Source organism: Streptomyces iranensis (genome assembly GCF_017874715.1).
GTDB classification, from domain to species: domain Bacteria; phylum Actinomycetota; class Actinomycetes; order Streptomycetales; family Streptomycetaceae; genus Streptomyces; species Streptomyces iranensis.
Genome location: NZ_JAGGLR010000022.1, coordinates 39949 through 61618, shown reverse-complemented (window position 1 = coordinate 61618; position 21670 = coordinate 39949). Strand labels below are relative to the sequence as shown.

Sequence of the window (21670 nt, the reverse complement as noted above, 5' to 3'; positions counted from 1 at the left end):
GGAGAGTCACTGATTCGCTCAGAAGGTTCCAAGTTCGTCATTGAGCAGCTTGAGAACTTGGTTCATATCGGCTGATTCCAAGTCGTCACTCCGTGCCTGCGCGCCATCGTCCAGCCGTGAATCCCCCAATGCCAGGATGAGCCCCTTGAGGCGTGCTGAGATCTGAGCCCTCTCGTCCTCTCGATAGCGCAGCCGCGAGAGAGTGACTTCCAGCTTGTCGAATTCAGCGAGCACAGTGCGTGCGGACATTTTCGTTTCACTCTGGCCGACGCCACGAATCTGAGAATCCAGGTAGTGCGCAACCGCAAGCGGTGTCGGATGGTCGAAGACCAGCGTCGCCGGCAGACGCATCCCCGTGGTTGTGCTGAGCTGGTTGCGGAGCTCGACCGCGGTAAGCGAGTCGAAGCCCAACTCCTTCAAAGCTCGGTCAGGGTCTATGCCGGTGTGGCCGCTGTGCCCCAGGACGGACGCGGAGTGGGTAAGGACCAGATCCAGCAAGAGCTGCTCTCGTTGCTCCGGCGCGGCCAGAGCCATCTGCTCTTTCCATGCCTCCGCGCTCTGCTGTCCAGCCGCGACCTTGCGATACGGTGCGCGAACCAGCCCCCTCATCAACGCTGGAACCGCGTCGGCGCGCTTCCTGGTCGCCTTCAGGTCCACCTTCATCGACAACACATGGGGCCGCTCCGTTGCCAAGGCGGCGTCGAGCAGGCCGGCGGTCCTCTCTTGTGCGATATGGCCCCAGGCGAGGGAGAGTGCGGGCAGGCCGTGGGCGTGGCGGTGCTGGGCCAGGGCGTCGAGGTAGGCGTTGGCCGCCGCGTAACTCCCCTGTCCACCGGCCCCCAGGGTGGCCGCGGCAGAGGAGTACAGCACGAACGCCTCCAGGCCCATGTCCCGGGTCAGCTCATGCAGATGCCAGGCCGCGTCCACCTTCGGCCCAAGCACCCGCTGAACGCGCTCATCACTCAGCCCCTCCACGACACCGTCATCGACTACTCCCGCGGTGTGCACCACACCCCTGAGCGGCGCCTCCGCCGGAATACCGGCCAGCAGCTCACGTACGGCTTCGCGGTCGGCCACATCGCAGGCGGCGACGGTGACCGACGCCCCAGCCGCCTCCAGTTCGGCCACCAACTCCGCCGCCCCTGGCGCGTCCAGACCCCTACGGCTGGCCAGCAACAGATGCTCCACCCCGTGGTCGACCACCAGATGCCGAGCCACCACACCCGCCAACACACCCGACGCCCCCGTCACCAACACCGTCCCACCGGAGACCAGCCGCGCAGACGCCTCAAGGTCCACTGCGGGCTTGGCCACACGGGACAAGCGCGGGACCAGGACCGTGTCGCCCCGGACCGCCAGCTGCGGCTCCTCCGCATCAACGGCGAGGACCCGCACCACCGCGTCCGCCGCAACGGCGCTGATCTCCTGGCCATGGTCGGGGTCGTGGTCCAGCAGGAGGCACCGACCAGGGTTCTCGGTCTGCACCGACCGCAACAAACCCCACACCGGAGCCTGCACCAGATCGGCCACATCCTCCCCAGACTCCGTGGCGACCGCACCACAGGTGGCCACCACCAGACGAGAGGCAGCCAACCGCTCCTCGCCCAGCCACGACTGCACCGAAGAAAGCGCAGCGGAAAGCGACTCCCGCACCCGAGCGGCCAGGCCGTCGCCAGTGCTCGTCGGGCAGGAAAGGATCACGGTCTCGGGTACCGACTCGCCCTCATCGAGCGCGCTGATCAGCGCGGGCACATCCGCATAGCGGGCGTACGACCCGCCCGCACGGCCCACCGCCTCACCCAGCCCGGCATCCGGCCCCACGACCGCCCACGAACCCCCAGCAGCAGCCGGAGCCGACGTGGCCACCGGCTGCCAGTCCAACTGGAACAGCGAGTCATAACGGCCGCTCTGGGCCGCCTGCAACTGCTCGGCCGAGATGGGCCGCAGAGCCAGCGACTCAATAGACACCACCGGCTGGCCCGCCGCGTCCGCCACCTCCAACGCCACCGCATCCGACCCCGCCCGGGTCAACCGCACCCGCACCACCGACGCACCCGAGGCATGCAACCGCACCCCCGACCACGCAAACGGCACACGCACCGAACCCGGCTCTGACTCCACATCCGGCCGCTGCTCGAAGTCCGCCAAGGCCACGGCATGCAGCACCGCGTCCAGCAGTGCGGGATGGACCCCGAACCGCTCCACCTCACCAGTCCGCTCCTGCGGAAGACGGACTTGAGCGAACAGATCGTCACCACGTCGCCAGACCGCCTCCACCCCCCGGAAAGCCGGACCATAGCCAAACCCACGCTCAGCGAGCCCGGCATAGAACCCCTCCGGATCCGACATCACCACCTCAACACCCACCGGAGGCCACTGCTCCAGCACCACCCCACCACCAGCAGCCGACTCCCCCGCCACCAGCAACCCGCTCGCATGAGAGCTCCACACCGCGTCATCGGAGCCCGTCGCGTCCTCAAGGCGCGAGTAGACCGCAACCGGCCGCAGACCAGTCTCGTCCGGCTCCTCGACCACCACCTGAACCTGGACACCGCCCTGCTCGGGCAGAACCAACGGCGCTTGCAGGGTCAGCTCCTCCACCCGCCCGCAACCGACCTGATCGCCCGCACGGATGACCAACTCGACCAGCGCAGCTGGTGGCACCAGCACCGATCCCAAGACACGGTGGTCGGCGAGCCATGGGTGTGTCTCCAGCGAGATGCGCCCGGTGAAGAGCTGTCCACCTTCGGCAAGGGGGACCGCGGCTCCCAGGAGGGAATGTTCAAGAGTTTCCAGACCCAGACCAGTGGCATCGACCGCCACAGTCGGAGCGTCCAGCCAGTAACGCTCCCGCTGGAACGCATACGTCGGCAACGACACCAACGCCCCACCATCCGACCCAGCCACCGCACCCAGAACGGGTGCCCAGTCAACGGCCACCCCATTGACATGCAACTGAGCCACAGAGGTCAGAACCTGCCCGACAGTGTCCTGGTCCCGGCGCAACGTCCCGGTCACCACCGCCTGACCACCAGCGACCTCCACCGCCTCCTCCACACCCACCGTCAACACCGGATGCGCACTGACCTCAACAAAAACCCCATAACCCTCAGAAGCCAGGGCATCCACCGCCTCGGCGAAACGCACCGGCTGCCGCAGATTCCGGAACCAATACCCACCATCCATCTCCCCAGGCGAAACCCACTGCCCAGTCACCGTCGACAACAACGGCACCCACTCGCCACCACCCCGAGGACTCAAACCACCCAGAACCTCGGCCAGCTCAGTACGGATCTGCTCAACCTGCATCGTGTGAGAGGCGTAATCCACCGGAATCAGGCGCGCCCGCACCCCCTCCGCCTCACATACGGCCCGCACCCGCTCCACCGCCTCCGCAGGCCCAGCCACCACCACTGAACCAGGACCGTTGACCGCAGCCACCTCCACCCCACCCCAGACACCGGCCCCAATCCGCCCCAACGCCTCCTGCTCGGACACGGCCACCGACAACATCCCGCCCAGCCCCGCCAGACGCTCACCAATCAACCGCGACCGAAGCGCCACCACCTTGCACGCGTCCTCCAGCGACAGCAGACCCGCCACATACGCGGCCGCCACCTCACCCTGGGAATGCCCCACCACCGCCGCCGGCTCCACACCAAACGACCGCCACACCTTGGCCAGCGCCACCATCACCGCAAACGACACCGGCTGAACCACATCCACCCGATCCAACGACGGCGCACCCACCTCCTGCCGCAACACCCCCCGAACAGACCAGTCCACCCACCCCGACAACACCCGCTCACACTCGGCGATGGCTTCAGCGAACACCACCGACTCATCCAGCAACCGCGCACCCATACCCACCCACTGCGCACCCTGACCAGGAAAAACAAACACCGGCCGACCCACCCCCGACCGCACACGACCCACCACACCACCACCAACGGCCTCACCCCGCGCCACCGCCCCGAGACCAGCGGTCAGCTCCTCAACATCCGAACCCAAAACCACCGCCCGGTGCTCAAAGACCGCACGCGAACCCACCAGAGCACGCCCCACACCCACCGCATCCACGCCACCACCATCAGCCTGGGCAGCACGCACGTACTCCAGCAGCCGACCCGCCTGAGCCGCCAACGCCCCCGCACTACGCCCCGACACCACCCACGGCACCACCCACGGCACCACACCAGGCGCTACCCCCTCGCCATCGGGTAGCTCACCAGCCGGGATGTGCTCCACCAGCGCCTGGACCGCCGGTGCTTCCTCCACGATGACGTGCGCATTGGTCCCCGACACACCGAAGGAAGACACACCCGCCCGCCGGACCCGCTCCCCTCGCGGCCAGGCAACAGGCTCGGTTAGCAGCTCAACCGCTCCGGCGTCCCAGTCCACGTGCGAAGACGGCTGATCCACATGCAACGTGCGCGGCAGCACCTCCTGATCCAAGGCCATGACCATCTTGATCACACCACCCACACCGGCGGCCGCCTGCGTGTGCCCGATGTTGGACTTCAGCGACCCCAGCCACAGCGGCCGACCGCCCTCCCGGCCCTGCCCATACGTGGCCAGCAGCGCCTGCGCCTCGATCGGATCGCCGAGCGTCGTGCCTGTTCCATGACCCTCAACAGCGTCCACGTCCGCCGTCGTCAGCCGCGCGTTGGCCAGCGCCTGCCGGATCACCCGCTCCTGCGACGGACCATTCGGCGCCGTCAACCCATTCGACGCCCCATCCTGATTCACCGCAGAACCACGCACCACCGCCAACACCCGATGCCCCCTGGCCTGCGCATCGGACAACCGCTCCAACAACAACACACCCACACCCTCACCCCAGCCCGTGCCATCCGCCCCCTCCGCATACGCCTTGCACCGGCCATCCACCGACAGGCCCCGCTGACGGGAAAACTCCACAAACGTCCCCGGAGTCGACATCACCGCCACACCACCAGCCAACGCCATCGAACACTCACCACTACGCAACGCCACACTCGCCTGATGCAACGCCACCAACGACGACGAACACGCCGTATCCACCGTCACCGCAGGCCCCTCAAGACCAAACACATACGCCAAACGCCCCGACGCCACACTCCCAGCACTCCCCGACCCCAAATAACCCTCAAGATCCGCCGGAAGAGCCGTCAGCCGGGAGGCATAGTCGTTGTACATCACCCCCATGAACACACCCGTAGCCGACCCACGCAGCCCAGCCGGATCAACCCCAGCCCGCTCCATCGCCTCCCACGACGCCTCCAACAACAACCGCTGCTGCGGATCCACCGCCAACGCCTCACGCGGAGACATCCCAAAAAACTCCGCATCAAAATCCGCCGCCTCATGCAAAAACCCACCCGACCGCACATACGACGTCCCCGCACGCGCCGGATCCGGGTCATACAACCCCTCCAGATCCCAACCACGATCCACCGGAAAACCCGAGACCGCATCCACCCCACCCGCCACCAAATCCCACAACCCCTCCGGCGAAGCCACACCACCCGGATACCGACACCCCACCCCCACAATCGCAATCGGCTCCGCATCCACACCCACCACAGCCGGCACCACAACAGCAGCATCCGACCCCACACCCGCACCCAGCCGACCGCCCAGATACCTGGCGATGGCCGAAGGCGTCGGATAGTCAAAGATCAACGTGGTCGGGAGTCGAAGCCCGGTGGCTGCCCCAAGCTGGTTACGCAGTTCGATCGCGGTGAGGGAGTCGAAGCCCAGATCCTTCAGCGCACGGTCGGAGTCGATTCCAGCAGCGTCCGCATGCCCCAGCACCGTCGCCACATGAGAACAAACCAGCTCCAGCAGCAACCGCTCACGCTCCCGCGGCGCCACCCCCGCCAACCGATCCCGCCACGCACCAGACCCATCCCGCCCCACCGCAACCCGACGCACCGCACCCCGCACCACATTCCGCAACAACGCCGGAACCGGCACACCACCACGCCCACGAAACGCCCGCACATCCACACGCACCGGCAACACCACACCACGCCCCACCCCCTGAGCCACATCGAAAAGGGCGAGACCCTCTTCGGTAGTGAGTCCGGTGGTGCCGCCGCGAGCCATGCGAGCGAGGTCGGTCTCGCTGAGATTCTGGGTGATTCCGCTGGCTTGAGCCCAGAGCCCCCAGCCCAGGGAAAGCGCAGGCAGGCCGTGAGCGCGGCGGTGCTGGGCCAGGGCGTCGAGGAAGGCGTTGGCCGCCGCGTAACTGCCCTGCCCACCGGAACCGAGGGTGGCCGCGGCAGAGGAGTACAGCACGAATGCCTCCAGGCCCATGTCCCGGGTCAGCTCATGCAGATGCCAGGCCGCGTCCACCTTCGGCGCCAGCACCCGCTGGACACGCTCATCACTCAGGCCCTCCACGACACCGTCATCAACGACCCCCGCGGTATGCACCACACCCCGCAACGGCACCTCCGCCGGAACACCAGCCAGCAGCTCACGTACCGCTTCGCGGTCGGCCACATCACACGCGGCCACCGTGACCAACACCCCAGCCGCCTCCAGCTCAGCCACCAACTCCGCCATCCCCGGAGCATCCGGACCCCTGCGACTGGCCAGCAGTAGATGCTCCACCCCATGCCCAGCCACCAGATGCCGAGCCACCACACCCGCCAACACACCCGACGCCCCCGTCACCAACACCGTCCCGCCAGAGACCAGTCGCGTAGATCCCTCGGGATCCAATGCGGGCTTGGCCACGCGGGACAAGCGCGGAACCAGGACCGTGCCACCCCGGACCGCCAGCTGCGGCTCCTCACCAGCGACGAGGGCCCGCACCACCGCGTCCGCCGCAACGGCGCTGATCTCGCTGCCGTGCTCGGGGTCGTGATCCAGGAGGAGGAACCGGCCGGGGTTCTCGGTCTGCACCGACCGCAACAAACCCCACACCGGAGCCTGCACCAGATCCGCAACGTCCTCGTCCGCCCCAGGGGCGACCGCACCACAGGTGGCCAGTACCAGACGGGACCCGAACAACCGCTCCTCACTCAGCCACGACTGCACCGAAGACAGCACCGTGGAAAGCGACTCCCGCACCCCGTCAACCACGCTGCCGAGAGCGCTCATCGGGCAGGCCAGCACCACGGTCTCAGGCACCGCCTCGCCCTCATCGAGCGCGCTGATCAACGCGGGCACATCCGCGTAGCGAACACACGAACCGCCCGCACGGACCACCGCCTCACCCAGCCCGGCATCCTGTCCCACTACCGCCCATGAACCCCCGGACGCAGTCGATGTGCCAGAGAAGTCCAAGGGGTGCCAATCCAGCTCGAACAGGGAGTCATAACGGCTGGTCTGAGCGGCCTGCAGCTGCTCGGCCGAGATGGGCCGCAGAGTCAGCGACTCGATGGAGGCCACCGGCTGGCCCGCCGCGTCCGCCACCTCCAACGCCACCGCATCCGACCCCGCCCGAGTCAACCGCACCCGCACCACCGACGCACCCGAAGCATGCAACCGCACCCCCAACCACGCAAACGGCACACGTACGGCTTGCTCGTCCTCGTCCTCGTCCGAAGCCATCAACGCCACCGCATGCAAAACGGCGTCCAGCAGCGCCGGATGCACCCCAAACCGCTCCACCTCACCAACCCGCTCCCGCGGAAGACGAACCTGAGCGAACACCTCCTCACCACGCCGCCAGACCGCCTCCAACCCCCGGAAAGCCGGACCATAACCAAACCCACGCTCAGCGAACCCGGCATAGAACCCCTCCGGATCCGACATCACCACCTCAACACCCACCGGAGGCCACTGCTCCAACACCACCCCACCAGCGGCAGGCGACGACTCTTCCACGGCCAACAACCCACGCGCATGGCAGTTCCACACCGCATCGTCCGCGCTCGCCGCGTCCTCGAGATGCGAGTAGACCGCAACCGGCCGCAGACCAGCCGCATCCGGTTCCTCGGCCACCACCTGAACCTGGACCCCGCCCCGCTCGGGCAGAACCAACGGCGCCTCCAGCGTCAGCTCCTCCACCCGCCCGCAACCGACCTGATCGCCCGCACGAATCACCAACTCGACCAGCGCGGCTCCCGGGACCAGCACCGATTCCAGCACCCGGTGATCAGCCAGCCACGGGTGCGTCTCCAGCGACAGTCGGCCCGTGAGGTAGACCGAATTGTGTGCCGCGGATTCCAACATCGCGCTGAGCAGCGAATGGTCAACATGCCCCTGCCCGATGCCGGTGGCGTCAACTGCTTGGATCGGAGCATCGAGCCAGTACCGTTGCCGTTGGAAGGCATAGGTGGGCAGGTCCAGGCGAGGCACCGACGTATTGGTGGCAGCGCCCAGCGCGGGCGACCAGTCGATGGACGTACCAGTGACGAACTGCCGTGCCAGGCTGTTCAACAGGGCCTGTACTTCCGGCTGGTCCCGGCGCAGGGAGGCGATGACCTCCGGCTCAGCACCAGAGCCGTCCTCGGTCTCGATGTGGTGGGCGAGACAGTTGTGGGTCATGGCCGTCAGAACGCCATCGGGCCCGAGCTCCACAAAGCGTGTCACCTGACCGTCCCCGGCCAGCCACTCCACACCCGGCCCGAACAACACCGCCTGCCGGACATGACGCACCCAATACTCCGGCGAACACACCTCCTCCGCCCCAGCCGGCCGACCCGTCACATTCGAGACCACCGTCAACCGCGGAGAAGCAAACGACAACCCCTCCAGCACCCGCCGGAAACCGTCCAGCATCGGCTCCATCAACGCCGAGTGGAACCCATGCCCCACCCGCAAACCCTTCACCTTCCGACCCAGACCACGCCAATGCCCGGCCACCCGGGCCACCGCAGCCGCCTCACCGGAAACCACCACCTGATCCGGCCCATTAACCGCCGCAACCTCCACCACACCACCCAGCCCGCCGGACTGGGCCCGCAGATCCTCCAGAACCTGACCCATCTCCTGCGCCGTGGCCTGGACCGAGGCCATCGCCCCACCACCAGGCAGACCCTGCATCAACTGTCCGCGAGCGGCGACGAGCGTGCAGGCATCCTCCAGCGACCACACCCCCGCCACATACGCCGCCGCCACCTCACCAATGGAATGCCCCGCCAGGATATCCACCCGCACCCCGAAGGACTCCATCAACCGGAACAGCGCCACCTCCAACGCAAACAACCCCGCCTGCGTAAACACCGTCCGATCCAACACCCCCCCACCCTCACCACCAGGACCACCAGCGTCGGCAAACACCACCTCCTTCAACGACCGCTCCAGCAACCCATCGAAGCGTTCACACACCTCATCAAAGGCTGATGCGAACACGGGAAAGGCCTCATACAACTCCCGCCCCATCCCCGCCCGCTGACTTCCCTGACCGGAGAACAACACCGCCACACGCCCCGACCGCACACGCCCCGCAACCACACCAGCAGCCGTGCTCGTGGTCTCGCCCTCCGCCAGGCTCGTGAGCCCATCCTCAAGCTCATCCACGTCCGAGCCCAGAACCACCGCACGGTGCTCGAACACCGCACGGGAGCCCACCAGAGCACGCCCAACGCCTGCCACGTCCACGCCACCACCATCAGCCTGAGCTGACCGCACGTACTCCAGCAGCCGACCCGCCTGAGCCGCCAACCCACCCGCACTACGTCCCGACACCACCCACGGCGTCACACCACCACCAGCAGAAACCACCTCCGCATCCGGGGCCTCCTCTACCGACGCTTCCTCAAGAATGACGTGCGCATTGGTCCCCGACACACCGAACGAAGACACACCCGCCCGCCGCACCCGCTCCCCACGCGGCCAGGCGACAGCCTCGGTCAGCAACTCCACCGCACCCGCATCCCAATCCACATGCGAAGACGGCCGATCCACATGCAACGTCCGCGGCAACATCTCCCGGTTCAGAGCCATGACCATCTTGATCACACCACCCACACCAGCAGCAGCCTGCGCATGGCCGATGTTCGACTTCAACGACCCCAACCACAGCGGCCGACCCCCCTCACGCTCCTGCCCATACGTCGCCAGCAGCGCCTGGGCCTCGATCGGGTCACCGAGCGTCGTACCAGTCCCATGCCCCTCGACCGCGTCCACGTCCGCCGCCGACAGCCGGGCATTGGCCAGCGCCTGCCGGATCACCCGCTCCTGCGACGGACCATTCGGCGCCGTGAGTTGGCTGCTCTTACCGTCCTGGTTGACCGCCGAGCCACGCACCACCGCCAGAACGCGGTGTCCCTTCGCCCGAGCGTCGGACAGCCGCTCCAGCAACAGCACACCGACACCCTCACCCCAACCGGTACCGTCCGCCGCCTCGCCATACGCCTTGCACCGGCCATCCACCGACAGGCCCCGCTGACGGGAGAACTCCACAAACGTCCCCGGAGTCGACATCACCGCCACACCACCAGCCAACGCCATCGAACACTCACCACTACGCAACGCCACACTCGCCTGATGCAACGCCACCAACGACGACGAACACGCCGTATCCACCGTCACCGCAGGCCCCTCAAGACCAAACACATACGCCAAACGCCCCGACGCCACACTCCCAGCACTCCCCGACCCCAAATAGCCCTCAAGATCCGCCGGAAGGGAGGTCAGCCGGGAGGCATAGTCGTTATACATCACCCCCATGAACACACCCGTAGCCGACCCACGCAGCCCAGCCGGATCAACCCCAGCCCGCTCCATCGCCTCCCACGACGCCTCCAACAACAACCGCTGCTGCGGATCCACCGCCAACGCCTCACGCGGAGACATCCCAAAAAACTCCGCATCAAAATCCGCCGCCTCATGCAAAAACCCACCCGACCGCACATACGACGTCCCCGCACGCGCCGGATCCGGGTCATACAACCCCTCCAGATCCCAACCACGATCCACCGGAAAACCGGAAATGGCATCCACCCCACCCGCCACCAAATCCCACAACCCCTCCGGCGAAGCCACACCACCCGGATACCGACACCCCACCCCCACAATCGCAATCGGCTCCCGCGCGCGCTCCTCAACCTCGCGCAGGCGCCCCCGAGCCTCACGCAGGTCAACAGTGGCTCGCTTGAGGTACGTACGTAGCTGCGCCGCGTCCGCCATCGAGGAATTGCCTTCCTAGAAGATGTGGGCCAAGGGTTCAGAGGAGCTATATGCGTTACAGGTCGCCGTCGAGGAGTTCGAACAGCTCCTCATCAGTCGCTGCTTCGATACTCTCGGCGTCGGCGACGTCACCCGTGCCGCGCTTCTTGAACTGAGTCAAAACATCCGTCAATCGACCAGCCGCCATGGAATGCTCCTCCTCGGCAAGGGAAACGCCGCTGAGCATCGCCTGAAGCTTCTCGATTTCTTCCAGCACACCGTGTGCGCTGTTTCCTTCGGGTTTCGTGACACCGTCACCCAGACGCGAAGCCAGATACTTCGCGAGAGCTATGGGAGTCGGATGATCGAAGACCACGGTGGTGGGCAGTCGAAGACCTGTTGCCGTACCGAGGTGATTACGTAGTTCCACCGCGGTGAGGGAATCCAAGCCCATTTCGAGGAGCCCGCCATCTGCGTCGATGTCGTGGGGGTCGGTTCGTCCCAACACGGTGGCAAGGTGGGTACGGACCAGGTCGAGCAGCAGTTGCTCCCGCTCTTCGGGAACGGCCATGGCGATCCGCTCGCGCCACTCGGCGCCCGAGCCACCACCGTGCCCGGCCGCTGCCTTCCGGACCGGCCTGCGCACCAACTGACGCAGCACCGGCGGTACCGGCACCGGCCGATCCCCCAACGTCCTCAGGTCCATCCGTACCGGCATCACCGCAGCGCGGCCCACCTGCATCGACCGATCAAACAGCGCCAAGGCATCTTCAGTAGCCATCGGCACGATTCCCGAGCGATGTGCACGGGCCGCATCAGCAGTGCTGAGGTTTTGGGTCATCCCGCTGGCCTGTCCCCACAGCCCCCAGGCGAGGGAGAGTGCGGGCAGGTCGCGGGCGTGGCGGTGCTGGGCCAGGGCGTCGAGGAACGCGTTGGCCGCCGCGTAACTCCCCTGTCCACCGGCCCCCAGGGTGGCCGCGACGGAGGAGTACAACACGAACGCCTCCAGGCCCATGTCCTGGGTCAGCTCATGCAGATGCCATGCGGCATCCACCTTCGGCGCCAACACCCGCCGGACACGTTCCTCGGTCAGCCCCTCCACGACACCGTCATCGACCACTCCCGCGGTGTGCACCACACCCCTGAGCGGCACCTCCGCCGGAATACCGGCCAGCAGCTCACGTACCGCTTCGCGGTCGGCCACATCACACGCGGCCACCGTGACCGACGCCCCAGCCGCCTCCAGCTCAGCCACCAACTCCGCCATCCCCGGAGCATCCGAGCCCCTACGGCTGGCCAGCAACAGATGCTCCACCCCATGCCCAGCCACCAGATGCCGAGCCACCACACCCGCCAACACACCCGACGCCCCCGTCACCAATACCGTCCCGCCCGAGACCAACCGCCCAGACGCCTCAGGGTCCGTCGCGGGCTTGACCACACGAGACAAGCGCGGGACCAGGACAGTCTCGCCCCGCACCGCAAGCTGGGACTCCTCACCAGCAACGAGGACCCGCACCACCGCGTCCGCCGCAGCAGGGCTGATCTCGTGGTCGGGGTCGTGGTCCAGCAGGAGGAACCGGCCGGGATTCTCGGTCTGCACCGACCGCAACAAACCCCACACCGGAGCCTGCACCAGACCCGCAACATCCTCACCCGCCACAGGGGCGACCGCACCACAGGTGGCCACCACCAGACGAGAAGCAACCAACCGCTCCTCATCCAGCCACCGCTGCACCGCAGCCAGCACGAAGGAAAGCGACTCCCCCACCCCGGCAGCCACATCGCTATCACCACTGCTCGCCGGGCAGGACAGCACCACGGTCCCGGGTATGGCCACGCCCTCATCGAGCGCGGTGATCAACGCGGGCACATCCGCATAGCGAACACACGACCCGCCCGCACGGACCACCGCCTCACCCAACCCGGCATCCGGCCCCACAACCGCCCACGAACCCCCAGCAACAACCGAAGCCGACGCGGCCACCGGCTGCCAGTCCAACTGGAACAGCGAGTCATAACGGCCGGTCTGGGCCCCCTGCAACTGCTCAGCCGATACCGGCCGCAGAGCCAGCGACTCAATGGACACCACCGGCTGACCCGCCGCATCCGCCACCTCCAACGCCACCGCATCCGACCCCGCCCGGGTCAACCGCACCCGCACCACCGACGCACCCGAGGCATGCAACCGCACCCCCGACCACGCAAACGGCACACGCACCGAACCCGACCCCAACTCCACATCCGGCCGCTGCTCGAAGCCCGTCAACGCCACCGCATGCAAAACGGCGTCCAGCAGCGCCGGATGCACCCCGAACCGCTCCACCTCACCAACCCGCTCCCGCGGAAGACGAACCTGAGCGAACACCTCCTCACCACGCCGCCAGACCGCCTCCAACCCCCGGAAAGCCGGACCATAGCCAAACCCACGCTCAGCGAGCCCGGCATAGAACCCCTCCGGATCCGACATCACCACCTCAACACCCACCGGAGGCCACTGCTCCAGCACCACCCCACCACCAGCAGCCGACTCCCCCGCCACCAGCAACCCGCTCGCATGAGAGCTCCACACCCCGTCGACCACATCTGGACGAGACCGCACCTGAACGCTGCGACGCCCGTCCTCTTCTGCCTCGCCCACCACAACCTGAAGCTGGACGCCACCCCGCTCCCCAAGGATCAGCGGGTCCTGAAGAGTGAATTCCTCCACCGCGTCACAGCCCACATGAGCCGCGGCGCTCAGAGCCAATTCGACCAGTGCCGCTCCCGGCACCAGAACCGATCCCAGCACTCGGTGATCAGCCAGCCATGGATGCGTCTGCAGCGACAGGCGTCCGGTGAGGAAGACCCCGCCGCCGGCGGGCGGCTCCAGAGCGGCCCCGAGCATTGGGTGTTCGACGATTTCCAGGCCGAGATCGGTCGCGTCGGCCGTGTGGTGCCGGGCCTCGAGCCAGTAGCGCTGCCGTTGGAACGCGTAGGTGGGCAGGCCCAGGTGAGTCCCCGGGGCACTGCTCTCGCCGAGCGCCGGGGCCCAGTCGATAGACGCGCCGGTGGTGAACTGCCGTGCCAGGCTGTTCAACAGGGCCTGTACTTCCGGCTGGTCCCGGCGCAGGGAGGCGATGACCTCCGGCTCACTGCCGGAACCAGGATCGTTGTGGTGGGCGAGACAGTTGTGGGCCATGGCCGTCAGAACACCATCGGGCCCCAGCTCCACAAACCGTGTCACCTGACCGTCCCCGGCCAGCCACTCCACACCAGGGCCAAACAGCACCGCCTGCCGAACATGACGCACCCAATACTCCGGCGAACACACCTCCTCCGCCCCAGCCGGCCGACCCGTCACATTCGCGACCACCGTCAACCGCGGAGAAGCAAACGACAACCCCTCCAGCACCCGCCGGAAACCGTCCAGCATCGGCTCCATCAACGCCGAGTGGAACCCATGCCCCACCCGCAAACCCTTCACCTTCCGACCCAGACCACGCCAATGCTCGGCCACCCCGGCCACCGCAGCCTCCTCACCGGAAACCACCACCTGATCCGGCCCATTAACCGCCGCAACCTCCACCACACCCGCAAGCCCCGCCCCAGCCCGAAGTTCCTCCAGAGCCTGCCCCATCTCCTCCACGCCAGCCTGGACCGAGGCCATCGCCCCACCACCAGGCAGATCCTGCATCAACTGCCCCCGGGCCGCGACGAGCGTGCAGGCATCCTCCAACGACCACACCCCCGCCACATACGCCGCCACCACCTCACCAATCGAATGCCCAGCCAGGAAATCCACCCGCACCCCAAAGGACTCCATCAACCGGAACAGCGCCACCTCCAACGCAAACAACCCCGCCTGCGTAAACACCGTCCGATCCAACAACCCACCACCCCCACCACCAGAACCACCAGCGTCGGCAAACACCACCTCCCGCAACGACCGCTCCAGCAACACATCAAACCGCGCACACACCTCATCGAAGGCTGATGCGAACACGGGAAAGGCCTCATACAACTCCCGCCCCATCCCCGCCCGCTGACTCCCCTGACCGGAGAACAACACCGCCACACGCCCACCCGACCGCACACGCCCCGCAACCACACCACCGCCAGCACCAACCGTGCTCACGGTCTCGCCCTCCGCCAAGCCCTTAAGCCCAGCCTCAAGCTCATCCACGTCCGAGCCCAGAACCACCGCGCGGTGCTCGAACACCGCACGGGAGCCCACCAGAGCACGCCCCACCCCCACCACATCCACGCCACCACCATCAACCTGGGCAGCACGCACGTACTCCAGCAGCCGACCCGCCTGAGCCGCCAACCCAGCCGCACTACGCCCCGACACCACCCAAGGCACCACCCACGGCACCACCCCAGACGGCACGCCACCAGCGGAAACCACCTCCACACTCATGGCCTCATCCGCCGGCGCTTCCTCAAGGAGAACGTGCGCATTGGTCCCCGACACACCAAAGGAAGACACACCCGCCCTACGAACCCGCTCCCCACGCGGCCAAGCCACCGCCTCAGCCAGCAACTCCACCGCACCCGCATCCCAATCCACATGCGAAGACGGCCGATCCACATACAACGTCCGCGGCAGCATCTCCCGATTCAGGGCCATGACCATCTTGATCACACCACCCACACCAGCAGCAGCCTGCGTATGACCGATGTTGGACTTCAACGACCCCAACCACAACGGCCGACCACCCTCACGCTCCCGCCCATAAGTAGCCAGCAACGCCTGCGCCTCGATCGGATCACCGAGCGTCGTACCCGTCCCATGACCCTCAACAGCGTCCACGTCCGCCGTCGTCAGCCGGGCGTTGGCCAGTGCCTGCCGGATCACCCGCTCCTGCGACGGACCATTCGGCGCCGTCAACCCATTCGACGCCCCATCCTGATTCACCGCAGAACCACGCACCACCGCCAACACCCGATGCCCCCGAGCCCGAGCATCCGACAACCGCTCCAACAACAACACACCCACACCCTCACCCCAACCGGTGCCATCCGCCCCCTCTCCATACGCCTTGCACCGCCCATCGGCCGCCAGACCACGCTGACGGGAGAACTCCACAAACGTCCCCGGAGTCGACATCACCGCCACACCACCAGCCAACGCCATCGAACACTCACCACTACGCAACGCCACACTCGCCTGATGCAACGCCACCAACGACGACGAACACGCCGTATCCACCGTCACCGCAGGCCCCTCAAGACCAAACACATACGCCAAACGCCCCGACATCACACTGGCCGTATTGCCTGTCATCACATATCCGTCAGCGCCGCTCGGCACGGTCGAGAAGCGAGTCAGGTAGTCCTGGTTATTGGCTCCGATGAACACGCCGACAGGCGTTCCCGTAAGTTCGGCAGGGTCGATCCCAGCAGTTTCTATGGCCTCCCAAGACGTCTCCAGCAGCAGCCGCTGCTGCGGGTCCATGGCCGACGCCTCCCGCGGAGAAATGCCGAAGAACTCCGCATCGAAGCCCGCCGCATCGTCGAGGAATCCGCCGCTCATCGCATAGGTCTTGCCAGACCGATCGGGATCCGGGTCGTAGAGGTTGTCGAGGTCCCAACCACGGTCGGAGGGGAACCCGGAGATCGCGTCCACCCCACCGGCTACCAGGTCCCACAACTGCTCGGGCGAACCCACGCCACCCGGGTACCGGCACGCTGCCCCCACGATGACGACGGGGTCAGTGTCGGCATCGTCCTCCGCCCGACCTCCTGGAGTCGTGGCCACGGGCCGCCCGCCCGAGGTTTCACCTTCGTCTTCCCCGAAGAGTCGCACCCGAAGATGGGCGACAAGAGCAGCAGGGGTGGGATGGTCGAAAACCACTGTGGTGGGCAGGGCCAGCCCGGTGACCGCATTGAGCCGGTTGCGCAGCTCGACCGCCGTCAGGGAATCGAATCCAAGGTCCTTCAGAGCACGATTCGCGGCGATATCCCCGGCGTCGCCATAATTCAAAACGGCCGCGACATGGGCGCGAACCAGTTCGAGCAGCAACCGCTCCCGTTCCTCAACAGAAGCCTCGGTGAGGTGCGTCAGCCACGCAGACGTATTCTCCCCCGCCGACGAACGAGTCCCTTCGAGCGCCCGCGCCGCCTCCGGCAGATCCATCAGCAGCGGGCGAGTACGGGCCGCGGTGAATCCCGGGACAAAGCGCTCCCAGTCCACATCGGCCACAGTCACCGAGGCCTCGTCCGCGCCCCATGCCTGCTGCAATGCCACGACAGCCAGTTCCGGTGGCATTGATCGCAGCCCGCGACGGCGCACCATCTCCTCGGCGGCGTCGACCACAGCCATACCGGCGTCGGCCCATGCGCCCCATGCGATCGAGGTCCCGGCCAGTCCGAGAGCCCTGCGGTGTTCGGCCAGAGCATCGAGGTAGGCGTTGGCGGCCGCGTAACTACCCTGCCCGCCACTCCCCCAGGTAGCGGCGGCCGACGAGAACAGCACGAAGGCGTCGAGCTCCATCTCCCGGGTCAGCTCGTGGAGGCATCGTGCGCCCGTCACCTTCGCATCGAGCACGTCGGCGAAGCTCTCCAGGCCGGTCTCGACCACCGGTCGAAGGTCGCCGCCTGATCCGGCGGTGTGCACGATCGCGGACAGCGGGTGCTCGTCGGGAAGAGTGGCCAGCAGAGTACGTACCGCTTCCCGGTCGGCGACATCGCATGCGGTCACGGTCACCGAGGCTCCCGCGACCTCCAGCTCGGCCACCAACTCGGCTGCTCCTGGAGCCGCGGGTCCTCGCCTGCTGACCAAGAGAAGGTGCGCCGCTCCTGCCTCGGCCAGCCAACGAGCGACATGCCCGCCCAACGCGCCGGTGCCGCCTGTGATCAGCACCGTGCCGCGCGGCCCCCAGACCCCGCCGAGCACCGCGCTCGGCTCTCCGGTCCGGGCCCGTACGAGACGCCGTACGAAGGCTCCCGACGTCCGAATCGCGACCTGGTCCTCCCCGGCGGAGGAAGTGAGGGCAGCAAGCCATCGCCGTGCCGCTCGGTCATCCAGCACATCGGGGAGGTCGATCAGACCACCCCACCATTGGGGGTGTTCCAGTCCGATGACCCGGCCGAGTCCCCACACCATCGACTGCAGTGGCGAGCGCAGCGCGTCGGAACGGCCGACCGCGACAGCGCCCCTGGTCATCAGCCAAAGGGGCAGGTCCATAGCGAGGTCATTCAGCGCATGGACAAGAGTCAGCGTCGCCGCCGCGCCGGCTGGAGCCGCTTGGTGAACGGGTTCCGGTGCTTCCTCCAAGGCGAGGAACGACAGCACCCCGGCCACCGAGGTCGTCCCGCCCTCAGTGCCCTCCTCGGCGTCATGGCGGGCGACGACTGCACGAATGTCCTCGGCAAGGACCGCCCGGTCGGCTCCAGCAGTGGCGGATACCTCAAGGGGCACCACGGACGCCCCGCTGCGGGCCAATACGGTGAGGGCATCGTGAACCCACGTCGTCATGCCGCGGGATCCAGCAGGCACAACGGCAAGCCATGTCCCAGTGAGCGCCGCGTCAGCAACACCACGCGCTCCGGGCTCAACGATCGGCTTCCATACGACCCGATAGCGCCAGTCATTGACCGTGGAGCGCCGGTTCTCCCTACGATGCCAATCCGCCAGCACGGGCAGAGCCTCATGGAACCCCGGCTCACGTTCGTCCCCTGCCAGCCCCAGAAGGGCGGACACCGCTTCGGCGTCGTCCTCATCCACGGCAGACCAGAAGCGCGACTCATTGGCCGACGCCGTCGTGGTTGGGCCTTCGACGGCCTTCGCCTGGGCCTCGGGCCAGTAGCGTTGACGTTGGAAGGCGTAGGTGGGCAGATCCAGGCGGGCCTGCGGGGCGTCGCTGCCGCAGTCGCCGAGTACGGGGGTCCAGTCGATGGGGGTGCCGGTGGTGAACTGCCGTGCCAGGCAGGAGAATACGGCATCGACCTCGGGCTGATCCCGGCGCAGGGAGGCGATGACCTCCGGCTCAGCACCAGGGTCGCTCTCACTGTCGGTGTGGGTCTGGAACACGTTGGCCAGGCAGTTGTGGGTCATGGCGGTCAGAACGCCGTCAGGCCCCAGCTCCACAAACCGTGTCACCTGACCGTCCCCGGCCAGCCACTCCACACCCGGCCCGAACAACACCGCCTGCCGGACATGACGCACCCAATACTCCGGCGAACACACCTCCTGGGCCTCTGCCGGCCGACCCGTCACATTGGAGATCACCGTCAGCCGAGGGGGAGCGAAGGACAGTCCTTCCAACACCTGCCGGAAGGAGTCCAGCATCGGCTCCATCAACGCCGAGTGGAACCCATGCCCCACCCGCAGACTCTTCACCTTCCGACCCAGACCACGCCAATGCTCGGCCACCCGGGCCACCGCAGCCGCCTCACCGGAAACCACCACCTGATCCGGCCCATTAACCGCCGCAACCTCCACCACACCGCTGAGCCCGAACTGAGCCCGCAGATCCTCCAGAACCTGACCCATCTCCTGCGCCGTGGCCTGGACCGAGGCCATCGCCCCACCACCAGGCAGATCCTGCATCAACTGCCCGCGAGCGGCGACGAGCGTGCAGGCATCCTCCAGCGACCACACCCCCGCCACATACGCCGCCACCACCTCACCAATCGAATGCCCCGCCAGGAAATCCACCCGCACCCCAAAAGACTCCATCAACCGAAACAGCGCCACCTCCAACGCAAACAACCCCGCCTGCGTAAACACCGTCCGATCCAACAACCCACCACCCCCACCACCACCAGAACCACCAGCGTCGGCAAACACCACCTCCCGCAACGACCGCTCCAGCAACCCATCAAACCGCGCACACACCTCATCAAAGGCTGATGCGAACACAGGAAAGGCCTCATACAACTCCCGCCCCATCCCCGCCCGCTGACTCCCCTGACCGGAGAACAACACCGCCACACGCCCCGACCGCACACGCCCCGCAACCACACCACCGCCAGCATCACCGACGGACTTGCCCTGCGCCAGCCCCACGAGTCCGGCGGTCAGCTGGTCCACATCCGAGCCCAGAACCACGGCACGGTGCTCGAACACCGCACGAGAGCTCACCAGAGCACGCCCAACGCCCACCACATCCACGCCACTGTCGACCTGAGCAGCACTGACATGCTCCAGCAGTCGGCCCGCCTGAGCCGCCAACGCACCCGCACTACGCCCCGACACCACCCACGGCACCACCGCAGACGGCACCACGGGCGCCACATCCCCACCAGCAGACTCCTCTGCCGGTGCTTCCTCGAGGACGACGTGAGCATTGGTCCCGGACACGCCGAAGGAAGACACACCCGCCCTACGAACCCACTCCCCACGCGGCCAAGCCACCGCCTCAGCCAGCAACTCCACCGCACCCGCATCCCAATCCACATGCGAGGACGGCCGATCCACATGCAACGTCCGCGGCAACATCTCGCGGTTCAGGGCCATGACCATCTTGATCACACCACCCACACCAGCAGCAGCCTGCGTATGACCGATGTTCGACTTCAACGCTCCCAGCCACAACGGCCGACCGCCCTCCCGACCCTGCCCATACGTGGCCAGCAGCGCCTGCGCCTCGATCGGATCACCCAGCCGGGTCCCGGTCCCATGACCCTCGACGGCGTCCACGTCCGCTGCCGACAGCCGGGCGTTGGCCAGTGCCTGCCGGATCACCCGCTCCTGTGACGGACCATTCGGCGCCGTCAGCCCATTCGACGCCCCGTCCTGATTGACCGCAGAACCACGCACCACCGCCAGAACGCGGTGCCCCTTGGCCTGCGCATCGGACAACCGCTCCAGCAACAGCACACCGACGCCCTCACCCCAACCGGTGCCATCCGCCGCCTCGGCAAACGCCTTGCAGCGGCCGTCGGCAGCCAGCCCACGCTGCCGGGAAAACTCCACGAATGCGATGGGTGTGGACATCACTGTCGCCCCACCAGCCAGGGCCATCGAGCACTCACCACTGCGCAGCGCCACACTCGCCTGGTGCAGAGCCACCAGCGACGAGGAACACGCGGTGTCCACCGTCACCGCCGGACCCTCAAGGCCGAACACATAGGCAAGGCGGCCGGACATGGCACTGGCCGTGTTACCCGTCAGAAGGTACCCATCACCGTCTTCGGCGTCGTCCTGGAACCGCGAAAGGTAATCCTGACCATTGGCTCCGATGAATACTCCGACTGGTGATTCGCTCAGCTCGGAAGGGTTGATCCCGGCAGCCTCCATGGCCTCCCAGGACGTCTCCAGCAGGAGCCGCTGCTGCGGATCCATCGCCAGCGCCTCACGCGGAGAAATACCGAAGAACTCGGCATCGAATTCCGCCGCATCATGCAGGAACCCGCCGCTCACGGCATAGGTCTTTCCAGGCCGACCCGGGTCCGGATCGTACAGATCCTCCAGCGCCCACCCACGATCGGCAGGGAACCCGGAGAGCGCGTCTGCACCGTTGGCCAGCAGAGTCCAGAGCTCATCCGGCGACGCGGCATTCCCCGGATACCGGCAGGCCATGCCGACGATGGCAATCGGTTCGTGTGCACGGTCTTCCAACTCACGCAGACGCCCACGGGCATCGCGAAGGTCGGCCGTAGCACGCCGCAGATAATCGAGAGTCTTCTCGTC

1 protein-coding gene and 1 pseudogene are annotated in these 21670 nt (G+C 66.9%); both read right to left on the bottom strand.

Going from position 1 to position 21670, the window contains the following annotated elements; translation table 11 throughout:
* Window positions 1-18: 18 nt before the first annotated feature.
* Window positions 19-11070: a type I polyketide synthase gene (locus tag J2Z30_RS52165; protein WP_209468955.1), complete on the bottom strand. Its 11052-nt coding sequence runs from the start codon at window positions 11068-11070 to the stop codon at window positions 19-21.
* Between the two features lie 55 nt (window positions 11071-11125).
* Window positions 11126-21634: pseudogene (locus tag J2Z30_RS34560) on the bottom strand (type I polyketide synthase); the annotation flags it as partial.
* Window positions 21635-21670 lie beyond the last annotated feature (36 nt).

What these genes read in the sequence shown, in the direction of transcription:
- J2Z30_RS52165 (WP_209468955.1), bottom strand. Translation starts at nt 11,070, where the DNA reads ATGGCGGACGCGGCGCAGCTACGTACGTACCTCAAGCGAGCCACTGTT.